Annotated in this window: 13 protein-coding genes and 1 tRNA gene; 12 read left to right on the top strand and 2 right to left on the bottom strand. The window is 72.0% G+C overall.

Annotation, left to right across the window (positions count from 1 at the left end):
- Window positions 1–23: 23 nt before the first annotated feature.
- A complete protein-coding gene (locus I596_RS09485; RefSeq protein ID WP_067646937.1) occupies window positions 24–1,664 on the top strand; it encodes an NAD+ synthase in 1,641 nt (546 codons plus the stop codon).
- Between the two features lie 42 nt (window positions 1,665–1,706).
- Here I596_RS09485 and kbl read toward each other — a convergent pair whose 3' ends face one another.
- Window positions 1,707–2,900: a glycine C-acetyltransferase gene (gene kbl, locus I596_RS09480; RefSeq protein WP_067646934.1), complete on the bottom strand. Its 1,194-nt coding sequence runs from the start codon at window positions 2,898–2,900 to the stop codon at window positions 1,707–1,709.
- A 249-nt stretch (window positions 2,901–3,149) separates the two neighbouring features.
- Between kbl and I596_RS09475 the strand changes: the two genes are divergently transcribed.
- Window positions 3,150–3,226 (top strand) — tRNA-Arg (locus tag I596_RS09475).
- Between the two features lie 293 nt (window positions 3,227–3,519).
- Here the strand turns inward: I596_RS09475 and I596_RS09470 are convergent.
- A complete protein-coding gene (locus tag I596_RS09470) occupies window positions 3,520–4,131 on the bottom strand; it encodes a TetR/AcrR family transcriptional regulator (RefSeq protein ID WP_067646931.1) in 612 nt (203 codons plus the stop codon).
- A 106-nt stretch (window positions 4,132–4,237) separates the two neighbouring features.
- Here I596_RS09470 and I596_RS09465 point away from each other — a divergent pair, with 106 nt between their 5' ends.
- The 10 genes from I596_RS09465 (at window position 4,238) to I596_RS09420 (ending at window position 20,209) form a co-directional block, all read left to right on the top strand.
- Window positions 4,238–5,350, top strand: coding sequence for an SDR family oxidoreductase (locus tag I596_RS09465; RefSeq protein ID WP_083965486.1), 1,113 nt, complete (start codon window positions 4,238–4,240; stop codon window positions 5,348–5,350).
- Window positions 5,351–5,434: 84 nt separating this feature from the next.
- The gene (locus I596_RS09460) at window positions 5,435–6,808 is read left to right on the top strand and encodes an NTP/NDP exchange transporter (RefSeq protein ID WP_067646925.1); all 1,374 of its coding nucleotides are present in this window, start codon (window positions 5,435–5,437) and stop codon (window positions 6,806–6,808) included.
- Window positions 6,809–6,942: 134 nt separating this feature from the next.
- A complete protein-coding gene (locus I596_RS09455; protein ID WP_067646922.1) occupies window positions 6,943–7,356 on the top strand; it encodes an ArsR/SmtB family transcription factor in 414 nt (137 codons plus the stop codon).
- A gap of 3 nt (window positions 7,357–7,359) precedes the next feature.
- Window positions 7,360–7,857: an SRPBCC family protein gene (locus tag I596_RS09450; RefSeq protein ID WP_067646919.1), complete on the top strand. Its 498-nt coding sequence runs from the start codon at window positions 7,360–7,362 to the stop codon at window positions 7,855–7,857.
- Between the two features lie 123 nt (window positions 7,858–7,980).
- Window positions 7,981–8,382, top strand: coding sequence for a DUF1801 domain-containing protein (locus I596_RS09445; RefSeq protein ID WP_067646916.1), 402 nt, complete (start codon window positions 7,981–7,983; stop codon window positions 8,380–8,382).
- 102 nt (window positions 8,383–8,484) lie between these two features.
- The gene (locus I596_RS09440) at window positions 8,485–8,814 is read left to right on the top strand and encodes a helix-turn-helix domain-containing protein (protein ID WP_067646913.1); all 330 of its coding nucleotides are present in this window, start codon (window positions 8,485–8,487) and stop codon (window positions 8,812–8,814) included.
- Between the two features lie 79 nt (window positions 8,815–8,893).
- Window positions 8,894–12,298 carry an exodeoxyribonuclease V subunit gamma gene (gene recC / locus I596_RS09435; protein ID WP_067651698.1) on the top strand — a complete coding sequence of 1,135 codons (3,405 nt, stop codon included), beginning with the start codon at window positions 8,894–8,896 and terminating at the stop codon, window positions 12,296–12,298.
- The gene (locus tag I596_RS09430) at window positions 12,295–15,990 is read left to right on the top strand and encodes a UvrD-helicase domain-containing protein (RefSeq protein ID WP_223303801.1); all 3,696 of its coding nucleotides are present in this window, start codon (window positions 12,295–12,297) and stop codon (window positions 15,988–15,990) included. The genes recC and I596_RS09430 overlap by 4 nt, the downstream gene beginning before the upstream one ends.
- Window positions 15,987–17,720, top strand: coding sequence for an exodeoxyribonuclease V subunit alpha (gene recD / locus I596_RS09425; protein ID WP_067646909.1), 1,734 nt, complete (start codon window positions 15,987–15,989; stop codon window positions 17,718–17,720). Before I596_RS09430 ends, recD begins: the two co-directional genes overlap by 4 nt.
- A 59-nt stretch (window positions 17,721–17,779) precedes the next feature.
- Window positions 17,780–20,209 carry a ligand-binding sensor domain-containing protein gene (locus tag I596_RS09420; protein ID WP_067646907.1) on the top strand — a complete coding sequence of 810 codons (2,430 nt, stop codon included), beginning with the start codon at window positions 17,780–17,782 and terminating at the stop codon, window positions 20,207–20,209.
- Window positions 20,210–20,215: the final 6 nt, after the last annotated feature.

Here is a 20,215-nt window from a genome sequence, read left to right as displayed (position 1 = left end):
CGCCGCTTGCCCGAATGCACTGCATGGCTTCGTTCCGCATCGCTCTCGCCCAGTTCGATTTCCCGGTCGGCGCCGTGGCCGCCAATGCCGCCCGCATCGCCGCCTTGATCGCCGAGGCGCGCGATCGGCACCAGGCCGACCTGGTCGTCTTCCCCGAACTGGCGGTCAGCGGCTACCCGCCGGAGGACCTGCTGCTGCGGCCGAGCTTCCTCGCCGAATGCGAGACGGCGGTCGCCGCGATCGCGCAGGCCGCGGTCGGCATCGTCGCCGTCGTCGGCTGGCCGCAGAGCGCGGGATCGATCGTCTACAACGCCGCCAGCGTGCTGCGCGACGGCTGCATCGAGGCGACCTATCGCAAGCGCGAACTGCCCAACTACGCCGTGTTCGACGAGCGCCGCTACTTCGACGTCGATCCCGACGGCGGCCCGTGCGTGGTCGACGTCGGCGGCGTCGCGGTCGGCCTGGTGATCTGCGAGGACCTGTGGTTCGCCGAGCCGCTGGCGACCACCGCCGCCGCCGGCGCCGAGCTGGTGGTGGTGCCGAACGCCTCGCCGTTCGAGCGCGACAAGCACGCCCAGCGCGACGCGCTGCTGGCCACGCGGGTGGCCGAGACCGGCGTGGCACTGGCCTACCTCAACGTCGTCGGCGGCCAGGACGCGGTCGTGTTCGACGGCGCCTCGGTGCTGGCCGACGGTGATGGCTTCATCCATCCGGCCGCGCGCGCGTTCGAGGACCATTGGCTGCTCGCCGACTACGACCCGGCCACGCGCAAGTTCGCGCCGCGCGGCTGGCCGGCCGACGGCGACGAGAGCCGCGACGCGCTGGCCTGGCGTGCGATCGTGCGCGGCACGCGCGACTACTGCGCCAAGAACGGCTTCGAGCGGGTCTGGGTCGGCCTGTCCGGCGGCATCGACTCGGCCCTGGTGCTGGCGGTCGCGGTCGACGCGCTCGGCGCCGGCAACGTCACCGCGATACGCCTGCCGTCGCGCTACACCTCCGGCCAGAGCAACGACCTGGCCGCCGAGCAGGCGCGCGCGCAGGGCGTGCGCCTGGAGACGGTGCCGATCGGCGCGCCGTTCGACGGCTTCGTGCAGGCGCTGGCGCCGCTGTTCGCCGGCCGCGCGGCCGACCTGACCGAGGAAAACCTGCAGTCGCGCTGCCGCGGCACGATCCTGATGGCGCTGGCCAACAAGTTCGGCGGCCTGCTGCTGACCACCGGCAACAAGAGCGAGTACGCGGTCGGCTACGCGACCATCTACGGCGACATGTGCGGCGGCTATGCGCCGATCAAGGACCTGTACAAGACCGAGGTGTTCGCGCTGGCGCGCTGGCGCAACACGATCGGCGGCGCGCCGGTGATCCCGCAGGCGGTGATCGACCGGCCGCCATCGGCCGAGCTGCGCGAGAACCAGACCGACCAGGACTCGCTGCCGCCGTACGACGTCCTCGACGCGATCCTGTTCCGCTACGTGGACCAGGAGCAGTCGCGCCAGGACATCGTCGACGCCGGCTTCGACCCGGCCACCGTCGACCACGTGCTGCGCCTGGTGCGCGTCAACGAGTGGAAGCGCCACCAGGCGGCGCCCGGCCCGAAGGTCTCGCGCCGTGCGTTCGGCCGCGAGCGCCGCTACCCGATCACCTCGGGCTGGCGCGAGCGCGGCTGAGCCGGCCGGCGCGCCGCGGCGCCACCGGCCAGTAGCGGGGCGTCAGGCCGCGATCACGCCGAGCCGGCGGCCGACGCGGATGAACGCGTCCACCGCCTGGTCGATCTGCTCGCGCGTGTGCGCGGCGCTCATCTGCGTGCGGATGCGCGCCTGGCCCTGCGGCACCACCGGGAAGAAGAAGCCGATCACGTAGATGCCTTCTTCCAGCAGCTCGGCGGCGAAGCGCTGCGCGAGCTTGGCGTCGTAGAGCATCACCGGGACGATCGGGTGGTTGCCGGGCTTGAGGTCGAAGCCCGCCTCACTCATGCGCTGACGGAAGTGGCGTGCGTTGTCGTCGACGCGGTCGCGCAGCGCGGTCGACGCCGAGAGCATCTCGAACACCTCGATCGAGGCGGCGACCAGCGGCGGCGGCAGCGTGTTGGAGAACAGGTACGGTCGCGAGCGCTGGCGCAGCAGGTCGATGATCGCCTTGCGGCCGGTGGTGAAGCCGCCGGAGCCGCCGCCGAGCGCCTTGCCGAGCGTCGAGGTGAAGACGTCGACCTCGCTCATCACCCCGTGCAGCTCGGCCGAGCCACGGCCGGTCGGGCCGACGAAGCCGGTCGCGTGCGAATCGTCGACCATCAGCAGCGCGCCGTATTTCTTCTTCAGCGCGACGATCTCGTCGAGCTTGGCGATGTAGCCGTCCATCGAGAACACGCCGTCGGTGGCGACCAGACGCGTGCGCCGCCCCTGGCTTTCCTGCAGGTGGCGCTCCAGCTCGGCCATGTCACCGTTGGCGTAGCGGCGCCGCTCGGCCTTGCACAGGCGGATGCCGTCGATGATCGAGGCATGGTTGAGGGCATCGGAGATCACCGTGTCCTCCTCGCCGAGCACGGTCTCGAACAGCCCGCCGTTGGCGTCGAAGCAGCTGGTGTAGAGGATCGTGTCCTCGGTGCCGAAGAAGCGCGAGATCGTCGCCTCGAGCTGCTTGTGCAGGTCCTGCGTGCCGCAGATGAATCGCACGCTGGCCAGGCCGAAGCCGTGCGTGTCCAGCGCGTTCTTGGCGGCGGCGATGATGCGCGGGTCGTCGGCGAGGCCGAGGTAGTTGTTCGCGCAGAAATTGAGCACCTCGCGCCCGTCGGTGGTGCGGATCGCCGCCGACTGCGGCGTGGCGATCACGCGCTCGGCCTTGTAGAGGCCTTGTTCGCGGATCGATTCGAGCTCGGACTCGAGGCGTTGCTGGGCGGGGTAGGTCATGTCGGCACGGCCTTGGCGATGAGGGCGCGCGATTGTCGTCGATCCGTCCGGATCGATCCATGCGTGCATGCGCGATCGCCTGCGCGGCCGCGCTCACGATGGACGAACACTGTGCGGCGGCGCGCGGTCAATTCATGACGAGGTGTTGACGAATCGCCGCGTACGAAGAATAATTCGCGCCCCGTCGAGCGGCGGGTCGCGGCGGCGCCGCGGCCTTCAAGAACGTTCGAGGGATGTTTTTCGTTTCATGCGCCCGTAGCTCAGTTGGATAGAGTACCAGGCTACGAACTTGGTGGTCGGGAGTTCGAATCTCTCCGGGCGCGCCATTTTAGCAGTAAAATCAGCCGGTTGCGTTTCGGTTGACTGATGCGCCCAGCTACGGAACCGTAGCGGGTCGAAACATCGAAAGAGCCACCTTCGGGTGGCTTTTTCGTTTCCGGCCTTCCGTGTCTCCATCCCGGGGGCGATGCAGTGAGGCGCGACCGCGATCACGTCGGGCTCCCGCGCCTTCAGGTCAACGGATCGTCGGCCCGTCGCCCTGAGCGCACGCTTGCGACCAGACAGCGCAGCCGGCACGGGGCTCGGCCCCCTTCGATCCCGCTTCGATCCGCGTGCGCGGTCAAAGCTCGGATTTCAGACTGTCGAAGGCATCCCGCAGGAACCTGGCCGCGGGCTTTCGCGGACCGGTCTGTTCCCTCCAAGCCTGGAGCGCGACCTTCATCGCGCCGATGGACACCATCGCCACCATCCGCAGCGCCGGACGGCGCTCGGGCTGCCGCCAGACCTCGCACAGCGCCTTGAAGAGCGCCTGCTCCTGCTCCGCGTAGTACGCCTGCTTGCGCGCAAGCAGCGACTCTCTCGACAGCATGAGATTGTCGATGGCGGTCATCTGCTCGGTGGTACTGCTCGCGATGTGCTTGACCATGATGTCGCGAACGGCATCGAGCGGCGGCACGTCAGGCGAGGTCTTCAGCAGGTCCGCAATCAGGCTGGCCAAACCGGCGTCCATCCAGAACAGGATGATGTCGTCCTTCGACTTGAAGTACGAGAAGAAGGTGCGACGCGAGATGCCGGCCTCTGCCGCGATCGCGTCCAGCGTCGTGCTGTCGTAACCCTGGGTGAGGAACAGGCGCTGGCCGACCTCGGCGATGCGTTGCTGTGTCTCGCGGCGCTTGCGCTCCCGCAAGCCTTCTGTGGGCGCAACGCCCGTGCGGGGAAGGATTTCCGACATTCTTGGATGGCCTCTTGCATATTTGCACTTAGTGCAATAAATTATTGCACCTGATGCATTTATTTATGCACCTAGCTTACTTCCTTCCCCCAGCCAGGCAAAGAGCATGACCCAGCGCACAGCGTCCGCAACTCCCTCTCGATATGGCAGTACCACGGTCTTCGCCGGCGTTGCGACTCCGGACGCCAAAGCGCGCCCCCTGTATTCCCGGTGGCGAAGCTGTCTCGCCGCCCTGGGCGCGCTGTTCCTCTCCGCATGCGCGGCGGACGGTTCGATGGTGCAGGGACGGCCCAAGCCGGATTGGAGCCTGGCCGACATGCCTTCCCAGGAGGGGCGCATCTTCCTGGTCACGGGCGGAACCAGCGGCATCGGATACGAAAGCGCCAAGGCCCTGGCGGCCGCCGGTGCGCAGGTCCTGATCGCGGCGCGCAATCCGGCGCAAGGCGAGGAAGCGATCGCCAGCATCCGGCAGGAAACACCCGGCGCACAGGTGCGCTTCGAATCGCTCGACCTGGCCGACCTGGCCTCGGTCCACAGGCTGAGCGAGCGCCTCTCGGCGACGCTGCCGCGCCTCGACGGCCTGATCAACAATGCGGGGCTCATGGAGCCGCCGGAGCGGGGCACGTCGGCGGACGGGTTCGAAATGCAGTTCGCCGTCAACTACCTGGGCCATTTCGCCCTGACCGGGCAGTTGCTGCCGCTGTTGCAGAAGGCCGATGCCCCCCGCGTGGTCACCTTGTCCAGCATCGCCGCCGCCCGCGGTGGCGCGGCCATCAACTTCCCGGATCTGCAATTCGAACACGCCTACGATCCGGCTGCCGCCTACGGCCAATCGAAGCTGGCCTGCCTGATGTTCGCCCTTGAACTGCAACGCCGCAGCGATGCGGCAGGCTGGGGCCTCCGGAGCATCGCGTCCCATCCGGGCGTCTCGCGCACCAACCTGCTGGCCAATCGCGGCGGCGTATCGGGGTTCGTCCGTCGCAACCTGTCGTTTCTGTTCCAGCCGGCCGCGCGGGGCGCATTGCCGACGCTGTATGCTGCCACCGCGCAGGATGCGCAGGGCGGGGCCTACTACGGGCCTACCGGCATGATGGAAGCGCGTGGTCCGCTCGGCTTCGCCAAGGTGCCCCCCGCGGCGGCGGATACCCGAGCAGCCGCCCAGCTGTGGGTGGTCAGCGAAGAACTCAGCGGCACGCGGTTCCCGTCTCCCGTCCGCTGATCACGCGCCGCCGTCGCCGCCGCGCGTCCCGATCTTCCGCTGTCGGACCGGGCACCGGCGTGCTTCGAGCCAGGAACCTCTCCCATGAACCAAACCACGACATCCGCCCCGCACCGTCCACGCCTGCTGCAGACCCTGTTCAACCTCCGCCGCGAGGAGATCGGGCCGGTACTGATCGTGGCGCTGTTCTTCTTCTGCGTGCTGACCGCACTGATGCTGCTGCGGCCGGCGCGCGATGCGCTGGGCATGGAGCGCGGCATCGAGAGTATCCGATGGCTGTTCATCGGCACGGCTCTGGTCACGCTGGCGGTAAACCCGCTGTACGGCTGGCTAGTCAGTCGCCTGCGGCGATTGCAGTTCATCGGCGCGACCTACGGCTTCTTCGTGCTGAGCCTGGTGGGTTTCTGGGCGTTGCTGATGTTCGCGCCCGGCGCGGTAGGCCAGCGCAGCGGCCAGGTGTTCTACGTCTGGTTCAGCGTATTCAATCTGTTCGTGACGATGGTGTTCTGGGCGCTGCTGGCCGACCGCTTCACCAGCGATCAAGGCAAGCGCTTCTTCGCCCTGATCTCGGTCGGCGGCACGCTCGGCGCGATCTTCGGACCGTGGCTCACCGCGCAACTGGCCCAGCCGCTGGGTACGCCCAACCTGCTTCTGGTCGCCGGCGGATTCCTGCTGATCGCCCTGGTCATGGCCTGGCTGCTCGTGCGTTTGGCGCCTGACCGGACCGGCCCCGACGCGCCCGCCGCCACGGCCGGATTGGCGAGCGAGGCCGAGCGCATCGGCGGCAGTGCCTGGGCGGGCCTGCGGGCGGTGTTCCGGTCGTCCTATCTGACCGGCATCGCCGGATACATCCTGCTGATGACGGTCCTGGCGACGTTCATCTACTTCACCCGCCTGCAGATGGTCGCAGCGGTGTCGGACAGCACGGACGCACGCGCGGCGATCCTCGGCAACATCGACATGTGGACGCAGGTCGCGGTGCTGGTCCTGCAGTTCACCCTGACCGGAAAGATCATCAAGCGCTTCGGCCTCGGCGTGGCGCTGGCGATCCTGCCGGTGGCTACCGCGCTCGGCTTCATCGGGTTGGCGATCTACGGCTCGTTCGTGGTGCTGATCCTGCTGGAGGCGGCCAATCGCGCCGTGCAGCGCGGCATCACCCGGCCGGCGCGCGAGGCGCTGTTCACCGTGGTCGGCCGCGAGGACAAGTACAAGGCCAAGGCTTTCGTGGACACCTTCATCTACCGCGCCGGCGACGTCGTGGGTGCGCAGACCGAAGGTGCACTCGGCCGACTCGGGCTGGCGTTGGGTGGACTGGTCAGCGTGGTCGTGCCGCTGGCGCTGGTCTGGGCCGCGCTGGGCCTCTGGCTGGGGCGCGCGCAAGCACGGTACACGGCGTCGCCGCCGGCGAGCGCCACGCCGGCGGCCGGTGGCGATGCGCACGACGGCAGTGGCTCCTGACCCACGCGTGGCGCACGCCACGACCTCCGCCAGCGCGACGGGGCTGCCCGGGTCGTCCGATACCCAGGGGCGGCAACGGCATCACTAAAGTACGCACTTGACTATCCGGTGGCGCCGCCGCAATACTCAAGTCAATGCTTGAGCAATCCGCCACCATCGATCGTCTTTTCCACGCGCTCGCCGACGGTACCCGCCGCGAACTGATCGAGCGGCTGAGCCAGGGGCCGGCTGCGGTCAGCGAGCTGGCGCGCCCGCTGCCGATGAGCCTGGCTGCAGTTGCACAGCACCTGCAGGTGCTGGAGGACTGCGGCGTGGTGACGACACGCAAGGTCGGGCGCGTTCGCACCTGCCAGCTCGATCCGCGGGGCCTGTTGCAGGCCGAGCGCTGGATCGCCAGCCGCCGCGCCCTCTGGGAGGGACGCCTCGATCGCCTCGGCGCCCTGTTGGAGGCGCAGGCGCTGCGCAAGCACGAGCCGATCCCGGACCACGCCGGGGATGCGAAGCCGCATCGCGCGCGTGGACCTCGACGCAAGCCAGACAGGAGATAGGACATGAATCGACCGCAGCCCACCGATCAGGCCCGTCGCATCCTCGAAATCACGCGCGTCTTCCCGGCGCCGCGCGAGCGGGTGTTCCAGGCCTTCGTGGATCCCGAACTGATCGCGCTGTGGTGGGGACCGGATGGCTTCCACACGCCGCGGGACCGGCTGGTGATCGAGCCGCAGGTGGGCGGCCGCCACCACAAGATCATGGTGCTCGACGATCCCGCGATCGCGGCCGGCATGGGCGTCGCCGTGGGCGCGGAGTTTCCCGACTCACCCCGCGTGCTGGAGATCAAGGCGCCGGAGCTGCTGGTGCTGTCGTCCGATCCGCAGCCCCAGATGGGACTGGTGGAGCGCACCATCACGCGCATCGAGTTCCATGCCGAAGGCCCGGAACGCACCCGGGTCGTCCTGATCGACGGTCCGTACACCGAGATGATGGCTCCCCATGCCGATACCGGCTGGCGCCAGTCGTTCGAGAAGCTGGCCGCGGCGCTGGCCGGCTGAGGCTTCGGCACGACGCAGGGAGCGAACCCGGGGTGCCCGCTCGAGGCACCTCGGGGTTCGCGTTTCGAACACCGCGGGTCCGGGTTCGCACGACCGGGCATCGACGCAAGAGGGCATCGCACGATGGCAACGCTCAAACCCAAGGCCGCGGGCGCCGGGTGCGTGACGGAGCTGCTGGCGACGCTGGATCATCCGCACAAGGCCGGCATCGAACGCCTTCGCGCGCTGATTCTCGGGCTGGACCGGCGCATCACGGAGGCGATCAAGTGGAACGCACCGAGCTTCAGGCTCGACGACCACTTCGCGACCTTCAGGCTGTATCCGCCGAAGAACATCCAGCTCATCCTGCACACGGGTGCGACGGCGAAGAGCAATACCCGCGCGTTCGCGATCGACGATCCGGAGGGGCTGCTCGCCTGGCCCGCGAGCGATCGCTGCGTGCTGACACTGGCGTCCGCCGAGGAGCTGGCGTCGCACGAGGCCGCCGTGCTCGGCATCGTCAGGCAGTGGATCGCCCAGCTCTGAACGGGGCGGTCGTCCGTTGGCCGGTGGAGGCGCGGCGCGGTCCTCTTCACAAGATTGCTTCTATGCTACTTTCCGCGCACCGCTTCGACCCCGATTCGAGCGATGCGTCGTAAAGAAGCCGGTCTCGCCGGTCCCCAGATCCTGGCCACCGGCCGTCACCTGGGCGGGCTGGCCCGCCAGGCGCGGCTCGCGCGCGGCTGGACCCAGCGCGCGCTGGCCGCCGAGGCGTGCATCAGCCTCGCCACGCTGATCCGCCTGGAGCACGGCGGCATCGAGGTCTCGCTGGGCGGATGGCCGGCGGTGCTGGCCCATCGGGGGCTGCTCGATCGCGTGGCGGCGCTGGATGATCCGGCGTCGGCAGCGCCGCCGGGCCAGGCGCGCGGCCGGCGTGCGCGGCGCGCGCCGGCGGCCGGTACGGATGTGTGCCGATGAGGCGGTGGATCGTCGCGTCCGCATCGCCCGTCACACCATGGATGCCGTCGCGGTGTCCGGCGAAACGAGCGCTCCGCCGATGAGCTGGAACGGCAGCGGCCTGATCGTCCATCGCGCCAGCCGCATCGAACGCCTGGCCGAGCGTCTCGCGCGCGAACTGGAAGCCCAGCGACCGGACGATCCTCTGCGGCCGCAGACGGTGCTGGTCGCGCACCCCGGTCTCAAGCGCTGGCTGCTCGGCGAGTTCGCGCGGCGGCCGGACGCCGGCGGCGACGGCATCGCCGCCAACTTCGACATGCCGCTGCCGTGGCAGTGGTTCGAGCGGACCGCCGATGCGCTGCTCGGCGCGAGCGGAGCGCCCGGCGCCTCCTGGCACGGCGAGGTGCTGCGCTGGCGCATCCTGGCCGCGCTGCCGCAGATCGACGCCGCACCGATTCGCGCCTACCTCGAAGGCGACGACGCGGCACGCCGCAGCTTCCAGCTGGCCGAACACCTGGCCGGTGTCTATACCCAGTACCTGATCTACCGCGCCGACTGGATCCTGGCCTGGGAAGCCGACGCGCCCCAGGCCGCCGGCGATTGGCAGGCCCAGTTGTGGCGCGCCTTGCAGCCGGGCGCCGCGCCGCATCGCGCGCGGCGGGCGGCCCCGCTGGCGCGCCTCCTGGCGCGCGGCACGGGCGGGCAGGGGCCGCTGCACGTCTTCGGCGTCAGCCACCTGCCGCCCGATGTCCTGGCCGCGCTGCGCGCGCTGGCCGTGCACCAGCCGGTGCACCTGTATTTTCCCGATCCGTGCCGCGAGCACTGGACCGAGCTGCGGCGGCAGCGCGACCTGCTGCGCCTGGAGGACGATCCGGACGCGCTCTACTACGAGGTCGGCCATCCCCTGCTGGTCGCGCTCGGCCGCATCGCGCAGGACTTCTGCCTGGCGCTGGACGACGGTGACGCGATCGAGGAGCGCGATCCGGCCGACGAGGACGATGCCGATGTCGCCGGCGTGCCGCTGCTGGAGCGACTGCAGGCGAGCATCCGCCGTTTGCAGCCGGAGCTGGCGGGCGATGCCGGTCGTCTGCCGCCGCTCGACGACGCCAGCCTGCGCGTGCACGCCTGCCACACCCGGCTGCGCGAGCTGGAGGTGCTCAAGGATGCGATCCTGCGCGCCCTGGCCGACGATCCCGCGCTCGCGCACTGCGACATCGTCGTGATGGCGCCGGACATCGCCGCCTATGCGCCGTACGTCGCGGCGGTGTTCGGCGCGCCGGCACAATATCGCGCCGACCCGCACCACGTCCCCTGGCATCTTTCGGATGTCGGCCTGGCGCGCCAGCATCCGTCGATCGCCGCGTTCGACGGCCTGCTCGACCTGGCCGAAAGCCGGTTCACGGTCAGCGAGGTCATGGACCTGCTCGACGTGCCGGCGATCGCGCGGCGCTTCGCGATCGATCCCGCCGGGCGCGAAGCGGTCGAGAAATGGCTGCACCGTGCGCGCGTCGCCTGGGGCCTGGACGCCGCGGCCAAGGCCGAAGCCGGCGGTGCGCCGATCGACGCCAACTCGTGGCGCTTCGGCTTCGACCGGCTCTATGCCGGGCTCCTGCTCGGTGCCGACGGCGAGCGCGTCCTGCTCGACGGCATGCTGCCGCTGGCCGGTGTCGGCGGCGGCGCGGTCGAGGCGCTCGGCCAGCTCGACCACCTGCTCGGCGAACTGCGGCGGTTGCGCGACGCGATGGCCGTGCCGCGGCCGCTCGCGGGCTGGAGGGACTGGCTGCTCGGTTGCATCGATGCACTGTTCCTGCCGGACCCGGCCGACACGGCCGAGGTCGCGGCGATCGACGCGCTGCGCCGGCAGGTCGCCGCATTGGCCGCGCAGGCGCGCGAGGCGCAGCTGACGCTGCCCCAGCCGTGGCGCGTGGTCCGCGATGCCTTGCGCGGGCAGTTGCAGGCGGTGCCCGAGCGCCAGCCGTTCCTGCTCGGCGGCGTCACGTTCTGCGGCCTGGTGCCGCAACGCTCGATTCCGTTCGGCATGGTCTGCCTGCTCGGCATGAACGAGGGCGAGTTCCCGCGGGCCGGCGGCGACTCGGGACTCAACCGCATGGCCGCGCATCCGCGTCGCGGCGATCGCGATACGCGCAGCGAGGACCGCTACCTGTTCCTCGAAGCCCTGATGGCGGCGCGGCAGCGCCTGCACGTCAGCTACGTCGGCATCGGCGTGCACGACGGCCGCCCGCGCAATCCGGCCGCGCCGCTGGCCGAGCTGCTGCTGTTCCTCGACGAGGCGCACGGCCTGGCCGAGGACGATGCGACCGCCCGCCCGTGGCGCGTCACGCATCCGTTGCAGCCGTTCGATCCGCGCTACTACGAGCGCGACGCCGAGGGCCGGCCGCTGCACGATGCGCGCCTGTACTCGTATGACCGGACGTACCTGGCACCGCCCGCGACGCAACCGCCGGAGTCGCGGTTCCTCGACCTGGCCGCGCTGCCGGCGCTGCCGGTGCAGCCCGACGAGGAGGCGACGCTGGCCGCGCTGGTGCGCTACTGGCGCGACCCGTCGCGCGAACTGCTGCTGCGCGGCGCGGGCATCAGCCTGGCGGCCGCCGATGCGGCGGCCTGGCCCGATCACGAGCCGCTCGAGAGCGGCGTCGCCGCGCTGGATCGCTTCGATCGCCGGCTGCTATTCGATGCCTTGGCCGAAGACGCCGCCGGGATCCCCACCACGGCACCGGACTGGCTGGCACGCGCCGGACTGCTGCCGGCGGGCGCGCCGGGCGTGCGCACCTACGCCTCCGCGCGTGCCGCCGCCGTCGCCGCCCTGCAGGCGGCGCGCGAGGCCATCGGCGGTGGGCCGCTGGCGCGTGAACCCCGCGCCGTCGATCTCGTGCTCGCCGGCGAGCGGCGCCTGACCGGCCGCAGCCAGCGCCTGTTTCGCAGCGCCGGCGGCGAGCTGCTGCTGTTCGACGCCCAGCCGGCGCGCCCGGCCGATTTTCGCGACCTGCTGCCGCTGTATGTCGAGTGGGCGGCGCTGCGGCTGGCGCCGGATCCGCCCGCGCGCGCGGTCTTCGTCGAAGGTGGCCCGAGCGGGCGGCCACGTGCCGGCATCCCGCCGCTGCTGGCCGCGATCCTGGCGCAGCAGCCGGCCGAGCTGGAGGCGGGCCTCGGCCGGCTGGTCGAGCTGTGGCGGACGCGCCGCGAACGGCCGCTGCTGTTCTTCCCGCGCACCGCCTGGGCCCATGCCGGTGCCGTACCTGGCGAACGCCGGGTCCGCGCGCAGCGCCAGTGGCTGGGCGACGATGCGGGCTGGCAACGCGGCGAGCGCGACTATGCGCCGGGCTACGCCGGCCTGCTGGCGCGCGGACTGGCCTTGTTCGATCCGGCGACGCCGGCGGGCGATGCGTTCGCCGCCGCGGTCGCGACGATCTGCACGGTGCTCGACCCGCACCGCAGCGTGCTGCTGCGCGACGACGGCGCCGGACCGGACGGAGCGTCATCGTGAGCGCGGTCGAGCCGCTGGCCCCGTTGGACTGGCGCGGCATGCCGCTGGCCGGCCGCGTGCTGATCGAAGCCAGCGCCGGGACCGGCAAGACCTATCACATCGGCCTGATCTACCTGCGCCTGCTGCTCGAGACCGGCCTGGGCGTCGAGCAGATCCTGGTCGCGACCTTCACCGACGCGGCGGCGCAGGAGCTGCGCGAGCGGCTGCGGCTGCGGCTGGTCCAGGCGCAGCGCATCCTGGAGCGGATCGCGGCCGGCCAGCCGCTGCCCGTCGATGATCCGCTGGCCGAGCATCTGGCGACGCTGGCCGTCGATGCGGCCAAGCTGCGCCAGTGCCTGCGGCGGATCCGGCTGGCGCGTGCGGACATCGATCGCGCGCCGATCTCGACGATCCATGCGTTGTGCCAGCGCATCCAGCGCGACCACCCGCTCGAGAGCGGTGCGACGTTCGCTGGCGATCCGCTGGTCGACGAGGACTCGCTGGCGGGCGAGTGCGTCGAGGACTTCTGGCGGCAGCGCGTGCTGACCGCGGCGGAGGACGAGCCGGGCATCGCCGGCATGCTGGCGCTGGGGCTGGACGGCCTCAAGCATACGGTGGCGGTCATCCGCGCCGCCGGTCCAGCGCGCCTGCTGGCGCCGCCACCGCCGGACCTGGAGGCGCTGCGCGCCGGGCTGGAGCGCCTGGACGATGCGCAGGCGTTGCAGGTGCCGTTGCGGCACCTGCTGGCCGACGCCGATGCGATCGCCTGGAACGGCACCAGGAAGGCCGCCCGTGCCGTGATCGAGGGCATCGCCGGCGCCGCGCAGCCGAGCCGGTACCTGGTGGCGCTGGACGACACGGCGCTGGCACGCATCGCCGGCGATGCCTGCGCGACCTTGCAGAACAAGGCACGCCGGCTCGCCCTGGACGAGCAACCGTGCATCCGGCTGCTGGCTGCCACCGCCCAGGCGCTGCGCGCCGCGCGCGAGCACGCGGTTCCGGCGCTGTGCGCCGAGGCGCATGCGTTCTGCGAGCGCGAGCTGCCGCTGCGCGCACGCCGTCGCGGCGTGCAGACCTTCTCGATGCTGATCGACCGGGTGTACCAGCGGCTCTGCGGCGCCGATGCGGACGCGCGGCTGGCCGACCGGCTGTTCGAGGCATTCCCGGCCGCCCTGGTCGACGAGTTCCAGGACACCGACCGGCGCCAGTTCGCGATCTTCGACCGCATCTATCGCGATGCCGCGGGCGCGGCGCGCGGCAGGCTGGTGATGATCGGCGACCCGAAGCAGGCGATCTACGCGTTCCGTGGCGGCGACATCGCCGCCTACCTGGATGCCGGCCGCAGCGCCGGCCTGCGCTGCTCGCTGGCGACCAACCACCGTTCCAGCGGCCGCCTGGTGGCGGCGCTCAATGCGTTCTATGCGCACACCTCGGGGGGCTTCGGCACCGTGCCGATCCGCTACCAGCCGGTCCGTTCCGCCGACAGGTCCGACGGCGCCGCCTACACGATCGACGGCCGCCCGGCGGCGGCACCGCTGGTGTTCCACCGGTTCCGCGGCGAGGCCGTCGACGAGCGCGGGCGCGCATTGCAGGCGCAGGGCCGGCTGGAGGCGCTGGCACTGGACGATTGCGCCAACCGCATCGCCGAACTGCTCGGCGGCGATCACGCCATCGACGGCCGCCGCGTGGGGCCGGGCGACATCGCCGTGCTGCTGTCGACCCATGCCGAGGTGGCCGCGCTGCGCGAGCGGCTGCTGGCGCGCGGCGTGCCCTGTGTCGGCAGCGGCCGCGGCAGCGTGTTCGAGAGCGAGGCGGCGGCGGACCTGGAACGCATCCTCGGCGCGGTCCGCGATCCGGGCGACGCACCGGCGGTGCGCGGCGCGCTGGCGACGCGCGTGCTGGGAGCCGACTACGCCCGCTTCGCCGCTTGGGAGGCCGACGTGCCGGCGTTCGAGCGCGAGCTGGAGCGGTTCGCCGCCTGGCGCGAGCAGGTTCGCGAGCGCGGCGTCCTGGCCCTGGTCGGTGCCATCCTGGCGGACCAGGCGCCGCGCCTGCTGGCCGCTGCGGACGGCGAACGGCTGGTCACGGACCTGCGCCACCTCGGCGAGCTGCTGGCCGAGCAGGAGAGTGCGCACCACGGCCTGGACGGGCTGCTGGCCTGGCTGGCGGCGATGCGCCACGACGCCGGCGGCGATGTCGAGGCGGCCGACGCGCGCCGCCTGCGCATCGAGAGCGATGCCGAGCGCGTGCAGCTGCTGACCGTCCACGCCAGCAAGGGCCTGGAGTACCCGCTGGTGTTCCTGCCGCTGGCCTGGCGTTCGCGCAGCCGCGCCGCGCCGTCGGTGCTGCGCTTCCACGACGCCGCCGGCCGCTTGTGCATGGACCTCGGCTCGGACCGGTTCGCCGCGCATCGGCTGGTGCACCGGCGCGAGGAACTGGAGGAGCGCCTGCGCCTGTTCTACGTCGCGCTGACGCGCGCCAAGTACGCCGTGCATGTCTACTGGCTGGATCACGGCAGGCCACGGCCCGGCGACGAGGACACCGGGGACGCGTATGACGCGGCGGCGATCGAGGTCCTGGTCGGCGAGGTCCTGCAGGCGCTCGGGCACGCATCCGCGGCGCCGGCCGGTGCGTCCGTGCCGGCCGCCGGCGACGCCGGGCCGTCCGATGCGCGCGAGCGCGCGGCGCTCGAGGCGCTGGCTGCGGCCTTGCCGGGCGTGGCGGCGGAGCCGCCGTTCGCCGGTCCGGTGCCGTACTACCGCACGGCCGATACCCGGGTGCGCCGGCGCGCGGTGCAGGCACCGTTGCCGGCCCTGCGGCCCCCGCGCTGGCTGCACAGCTTCAGTGGCCTGCTGCGCAGCGCGGCGACGGTGGCGGAGCCGGGCGCTGCGGACGAAGCCGCTGTCCCCGCGCCGGATGCCGATGCGTTCGCCGGCGACATCGAGGCCGACGACGAGCGCCTGCTGGCGCTGGCGGCCCTGCGCGGGCCGCGTTTCGGCGATGCCGTGCACGACCTGCTCGAGCACGCGCCGCCGGGGCGGTTCTGGCCGGCCCAGCGCGAGCGGCTGCGGGACGCGCTCGGTGCGCTCGGGGTGGGGCGTACCATCGATGAGGCCGGCCTGCTCGACGCGACCGGCCGGATGATCGACCGGGTCCGGTCGAGCGACCTGGGCGACGGGTTGCGCCTGGACCGGCTCGCCGATTCGGCGCGCGTGGCCGAGTTCGAGTTCCAGTTCCCGGTGCACCGCGTCGGCATGGCGCAGCTGCGGGCGCTGTGCGTCGCCCACGGCGAATCCGCGGCGATACCGCCGACGCTGGATGCGGTGCGGCTCGACGGCCTGATGACCGGCTTCGCCGACCTGGTGTTCGAGGCCGGCGGGCGCTATCACGTGCTCGACTACAAGACCAACTGGCTGGGTGCGCGCCTGTCGCGCTATCGCGGCGCCGGGCTCGACGCGGCGATGGCCGATCACCACTACGGCCTGCAGGCGCTGCTCTACACCGTGGCCCTGCATCGCTACCTGCGCCAGCGCATCCGCGACTACGCCCCGGAGCGCCATCTCGGCGAGAGCTGGTACCTGTTCGTCCGCGCGATCGGCCTGGACGATGCGGCCACCGACCTGCGCCACGGCGTGTGGCGCCGCCGCTGGCCGGCACGGCTGATCCTCGCGCTCGATGCGGCATTCGCCGGCCAGCCGGAGAGCGTGTCGTGACCAGCGCGCCGGTTGCGCCGCGCGCGATCGACACCGCCCTGGCGCGCTGGGTGCTGGAGCGTACCGGGTCGGCGCTGCTGGCTCGCGCCGCACTGGAAGCCAGCGCGGCCGAAGGGCAGGGGCACGCCTGCGCGCGCCTGGACGAGCCGCCGCACGGCGAGCCGTTCTCGGCGGCCGACCTGGCCGCGCTGCGCGGCCAGCCCTGGGTCGGCGACGGCAGCGCGGAGCAGCCGACCGCGTTCGTGCTCGACGCGACACGCTTCTACGCCTGGCGCAGCTGGCGGCATGAAGCGGTGCTCGCCGAGGCGCTCCGCCGGCGCATCGAGCGCCGCCGGCCGCACCCGGCATTCGACCGCACCGGCGACCTCGCCGCGCTGTTCGCCGGCGACGATCCGCAGGCGACGGCACTCCAGCGCGAAGCGGCCGCCGGCGTCGTCGGCAGCCGCTTGTTCGTGCTGACCGGCGGTCCCGGTACCGGCAAGACGACCACCGTGGTGCGCATACTGCTGATGCTGCTGCGCGAGGCCGCCGTAGCCGGCACGCGGCCGACCGTCGCGCTGGCCGCGCCGACCGGCAAGGCCGCGCGGCGGCTGGCCCAGGCGATCGCACAGGGCAAGCAGGGGCTGGCCGGCAGCCTGCCGCCCGGTTCGGGGCTGGCCGCGCTGCTCGACGCCATTCCGCACGAGCGCTCGCAGACCCTGCACCGGCTGCTCGGCTACCGGCCCGACGCCAATGCCTTCGTCCACGGACCGGCCGATCCGCTGGCGGCCGACATCGTGGTCGTCGACGAGGCCTCGATGATCGACCTGGCGCTGATGCGCCAGCTCGTGGATGCGCTGCGGCCCGGCGCCGTGCTGATCCTGCTGGGCGATCCGGGGCAGCTCGCGTCGGTCGACGCCGGGTCGGTCCTGGCCGACATCGTCGCCAGCGCGCCCGCCCTGGCCGGACACGTCGTCGAGTTGACGCACGTCTGGCGTGCCGGCGACGCCCTGCAGCGCGGCATCGACGCCGTGCGTGCGGGCGATGCGACGTGGCTGGACGCAGCCGGAGGAACGACCGGCGGCGACGGCCTGGCCTGGCGTGCCTGCCCGGACGCGCGCGCGCTGGGAGCGGCGGTCGAGGGCTGGATCGCCCGCCACGCTGCCGCGTTCGATGTCCTGTTCGCACCGGACGTGGCGCCCGGTCCGGCGCTGGCGGCGCTGCGCGAAGCGCAGATCCTGTGCGCGCTGCGCGAAGGGCCGTTCGGCGTGCACGGCGTCAACCTGCAGGTCGCACGGGGCCTGGCGCGCCGGCACGGGTTCGACCCGCAGCGGCCGTGGCATCGTGGCCGCCCGGTGATCGTCACCCGCAACGACTACGCCAGTGGCCTGTTCAACGGCGACGTCGGCGTGGTGCTGGACGGACCCGACGGGCCGCGGGTCTGGTTCGAGGTCGGCGATCGCGACGGCGCGACGGCGTTGCGCAGCTTCGCACCGCACATGCTGCCGGTGCACGAGAGCGCCTGGGCGATCACGATCCATCGCAGCCAGGGATCGGAGTACACCGACGTCGCCGTCGTGCTTCCGCCGGCGGCCGACCATCCGGTGTTGACGCGTGAACTGGTCTATACCGGTGTCTCGCGCGCGCGCCGCTCGGCCGAAGTCTGGGCGACCGCCGACAGCCTGCACGCCGCGCTGGCGCGCCCGGTCCGCCGTCACGGCGGCCTGCGCGAGCGGTTGGTGGCGCCGTGATGCGCGGCGCGGCCTGCAGCCGATGGCGGGCCGGTCGGGCCCGGGTGACGACGGCTGCAATGGCCGCCCGGGAACGTCGCGCGGTACGCGGCATCGGGGGCCGGCTGGCCGGCTGGCTGCTGGCACTGGCGGTCGCGGTATCGGTGTCGCCGGCCGTTGCGGCCTTGCGCGTCGCCCCTACGCATGCCGCCGTCATCCAGCGCTACAGCGGCGACGACGGGTTGCCGCAGAACGGCGTCAACGCGCTGTTGCAGCGGCGCGACGGCCACCTCTGGGTGGCGACCCACGGCGGCCTGGCCCAGTTCGACGGGCGCCGCTTCAAGGTGTTTCGCGCACATCAGGAGGTGCGGCCGGCGACCGAGAACGCCGCGACCGGCAGCGGCCCCTCCAGCGACCGGATACTGGCGCTGCACGAGGATCGCCGCGGGCGGCTGTGGATCGGCACCCAGGACGCCGGCATCAGCCTGTACGAAGACGGCGTCTTCCGCAGCCTGGCGGCGTGCCGCGGCATCTGCCAGGCCAGCGCCTTCGTCGAAGGCGCCGACGGCAGCCTGTGGGTGGCCAGCAGCGACGGCGTCCTCGGCATCGACATGGCGACTCTGCGCGAGCGCGCGCCGCTGCGGGGCGAGACCGTCCGCTACGACCTGCTGGCGCAGACGCGCGACGGGACGATCTATGCCGGCGGTTTCAATGGCCTGGCGGTCGTGGCCGGCGACCGGCTCGATCCGGTGGCGCTGCCCGACGGCAGTCGCCACGTGGTGGTGCTGAAGGCCACCGGCGACGACCTGTGGGTCGCCACCGACACGGACCTGTTCCGGTTCGAGCCGGCCAGCGGGCGCTGGCACCTGTGGGAACGGCGTCGCGTCAACAACCTCATCGAGGACGCGCACGGCCGCCTGTGGCTGGGGACGCTCGACGGGCAGCTGCTGCACGAGGACGGCGCGGGTGTGCCGCAGCCGGTCGAGGGCCTGCCGCCGATGTTCATGGTCAGCCTGCTGTTCGACGACCACGGCAACCTGTGGATCGGCAGCCACAACAAGGGCCTGTTCCGCCTGCGCGAGCCCTGGATCGGCCTGATGGCCGATCCGCAGGCCGCGATGAACCGGCCGGCACGCGCGGTGGCCGACGATGCGGCAGGCGACCTGTGGTTCGCATTGTCGTGCAGCGGGTTGCGCCGGTGGCGGGCCGATGGTCGCATCGAGACCGTTCCGCTGCGAGCGGCCATCGGCAGCGAATGCGCCGAGACGCTGGCACGTGATCGTGCCGGCGGCATCTGGGTCGGTACCAGCGATGGCTTCCTCGGCCGCATCCGGCCCGGCGCGGATACGGTCGAGCCGGTCGCATCCTGGCCGGCCGGCCCGTCGATCCGGGCGATCCACGAGACGGCGGAGGGCGATTTCTGGGTCGCCGTGGCCCGCAGCACCGTGGTGCTCGAGCGCGATGCCGCAGGCGGCGGCGGGGCGGGCCGCCCGGTGGCGGCACTGGAGGGCATGGCGGCCAACCAGATCGTCGCGGCGCACAGCGGCGGCCTGTGGGTCGTCAGCGACCAGGGTGTCGTGCGGATCGACGGCGAGCGCATCCTCGAACGCTGGACACCGGCACAGGGGCTGTCCAGCCGGTTCGCGCGCGCGGTGTACGAGGACCGCGCCGGCGTGCTCTGGGTCGGTACCTATGGCGGCGGCCTCAATCGCATCCGCGGCGGCAAGGTCGATCGCTACAACCGCGGCAACGGCCTGTTCGACGACACCGTCTCGTGCATCCTGGCCGACGACGAGGGCCGCCTCTGGTTCGGCGGCAACCGCGGCGTCTCCCTGCTGTCGGCGGTGGCAGCGGACGGCCGTTCGATCGAGACGGTCGGTTTCACCGTCGGCGACGGACTGATCCCGGCGGAGATCAATGGCGGGACCCAGGGCGCCTGCCATCGCGACGCGCACGGGCGGCTCTGGTTCGCACTGGTCGAAGGCTTCGCGATGGTCGATCCGGCCCGGGTGCGCGAGCGCGTCGCGCCGGCACCGCAGGCCCTGATCGAACGCGTCGCGATCGCCGGCCACGACCAGCCGCTGGCCGGCCCGCTGCAGCTCGACGCCGCATCGCAGAACCTGGAGATCGGCTATACGGCGGTGGACCTGAGCGCGCCGGAGCGCACGCATTTCCGCTTCCGCCTGTCCGGCGTCAACGACGACTGGATCGATGCCGGCCGCAACCAGACGATCGTCTATCCGTCGATCCCCTGGGGACAGCACCTGTTCGAGGTGCAGGCGCGCAGCGAGGGCGGGCCCTGGTCCTCGCCGCCGGCGACGCTCCCGATCCATCGGCCGATGCCCTGGTACCAGCGCCCCTGGGTCTGGTTGCTGGCCACGCTGCTGAGCCTGCTGCTGGTCGTCGACGGAACCCGCAGCGATGCCACGGCGCGGCGGTCGCGTCCGGCGCGCCTGCGCGGCTCCGCCGGTGGCAGCCCGGGGAACGACAGTCCCGGGAGTGACGGCTAGGACCGT

This window comes from Dokdonella koreensis DS-123, assembly GCF_001632775.1.
GTDB lineage: Bacteria > Pseudomonadota > Gammaproteobacteria > Xanthomonadales > Rhodanobacteraceae > Dokdonella > Dokdonella koreensis.
This window is presented reverse-complemented; position numbering and strand designations above follow the sequence as displayed.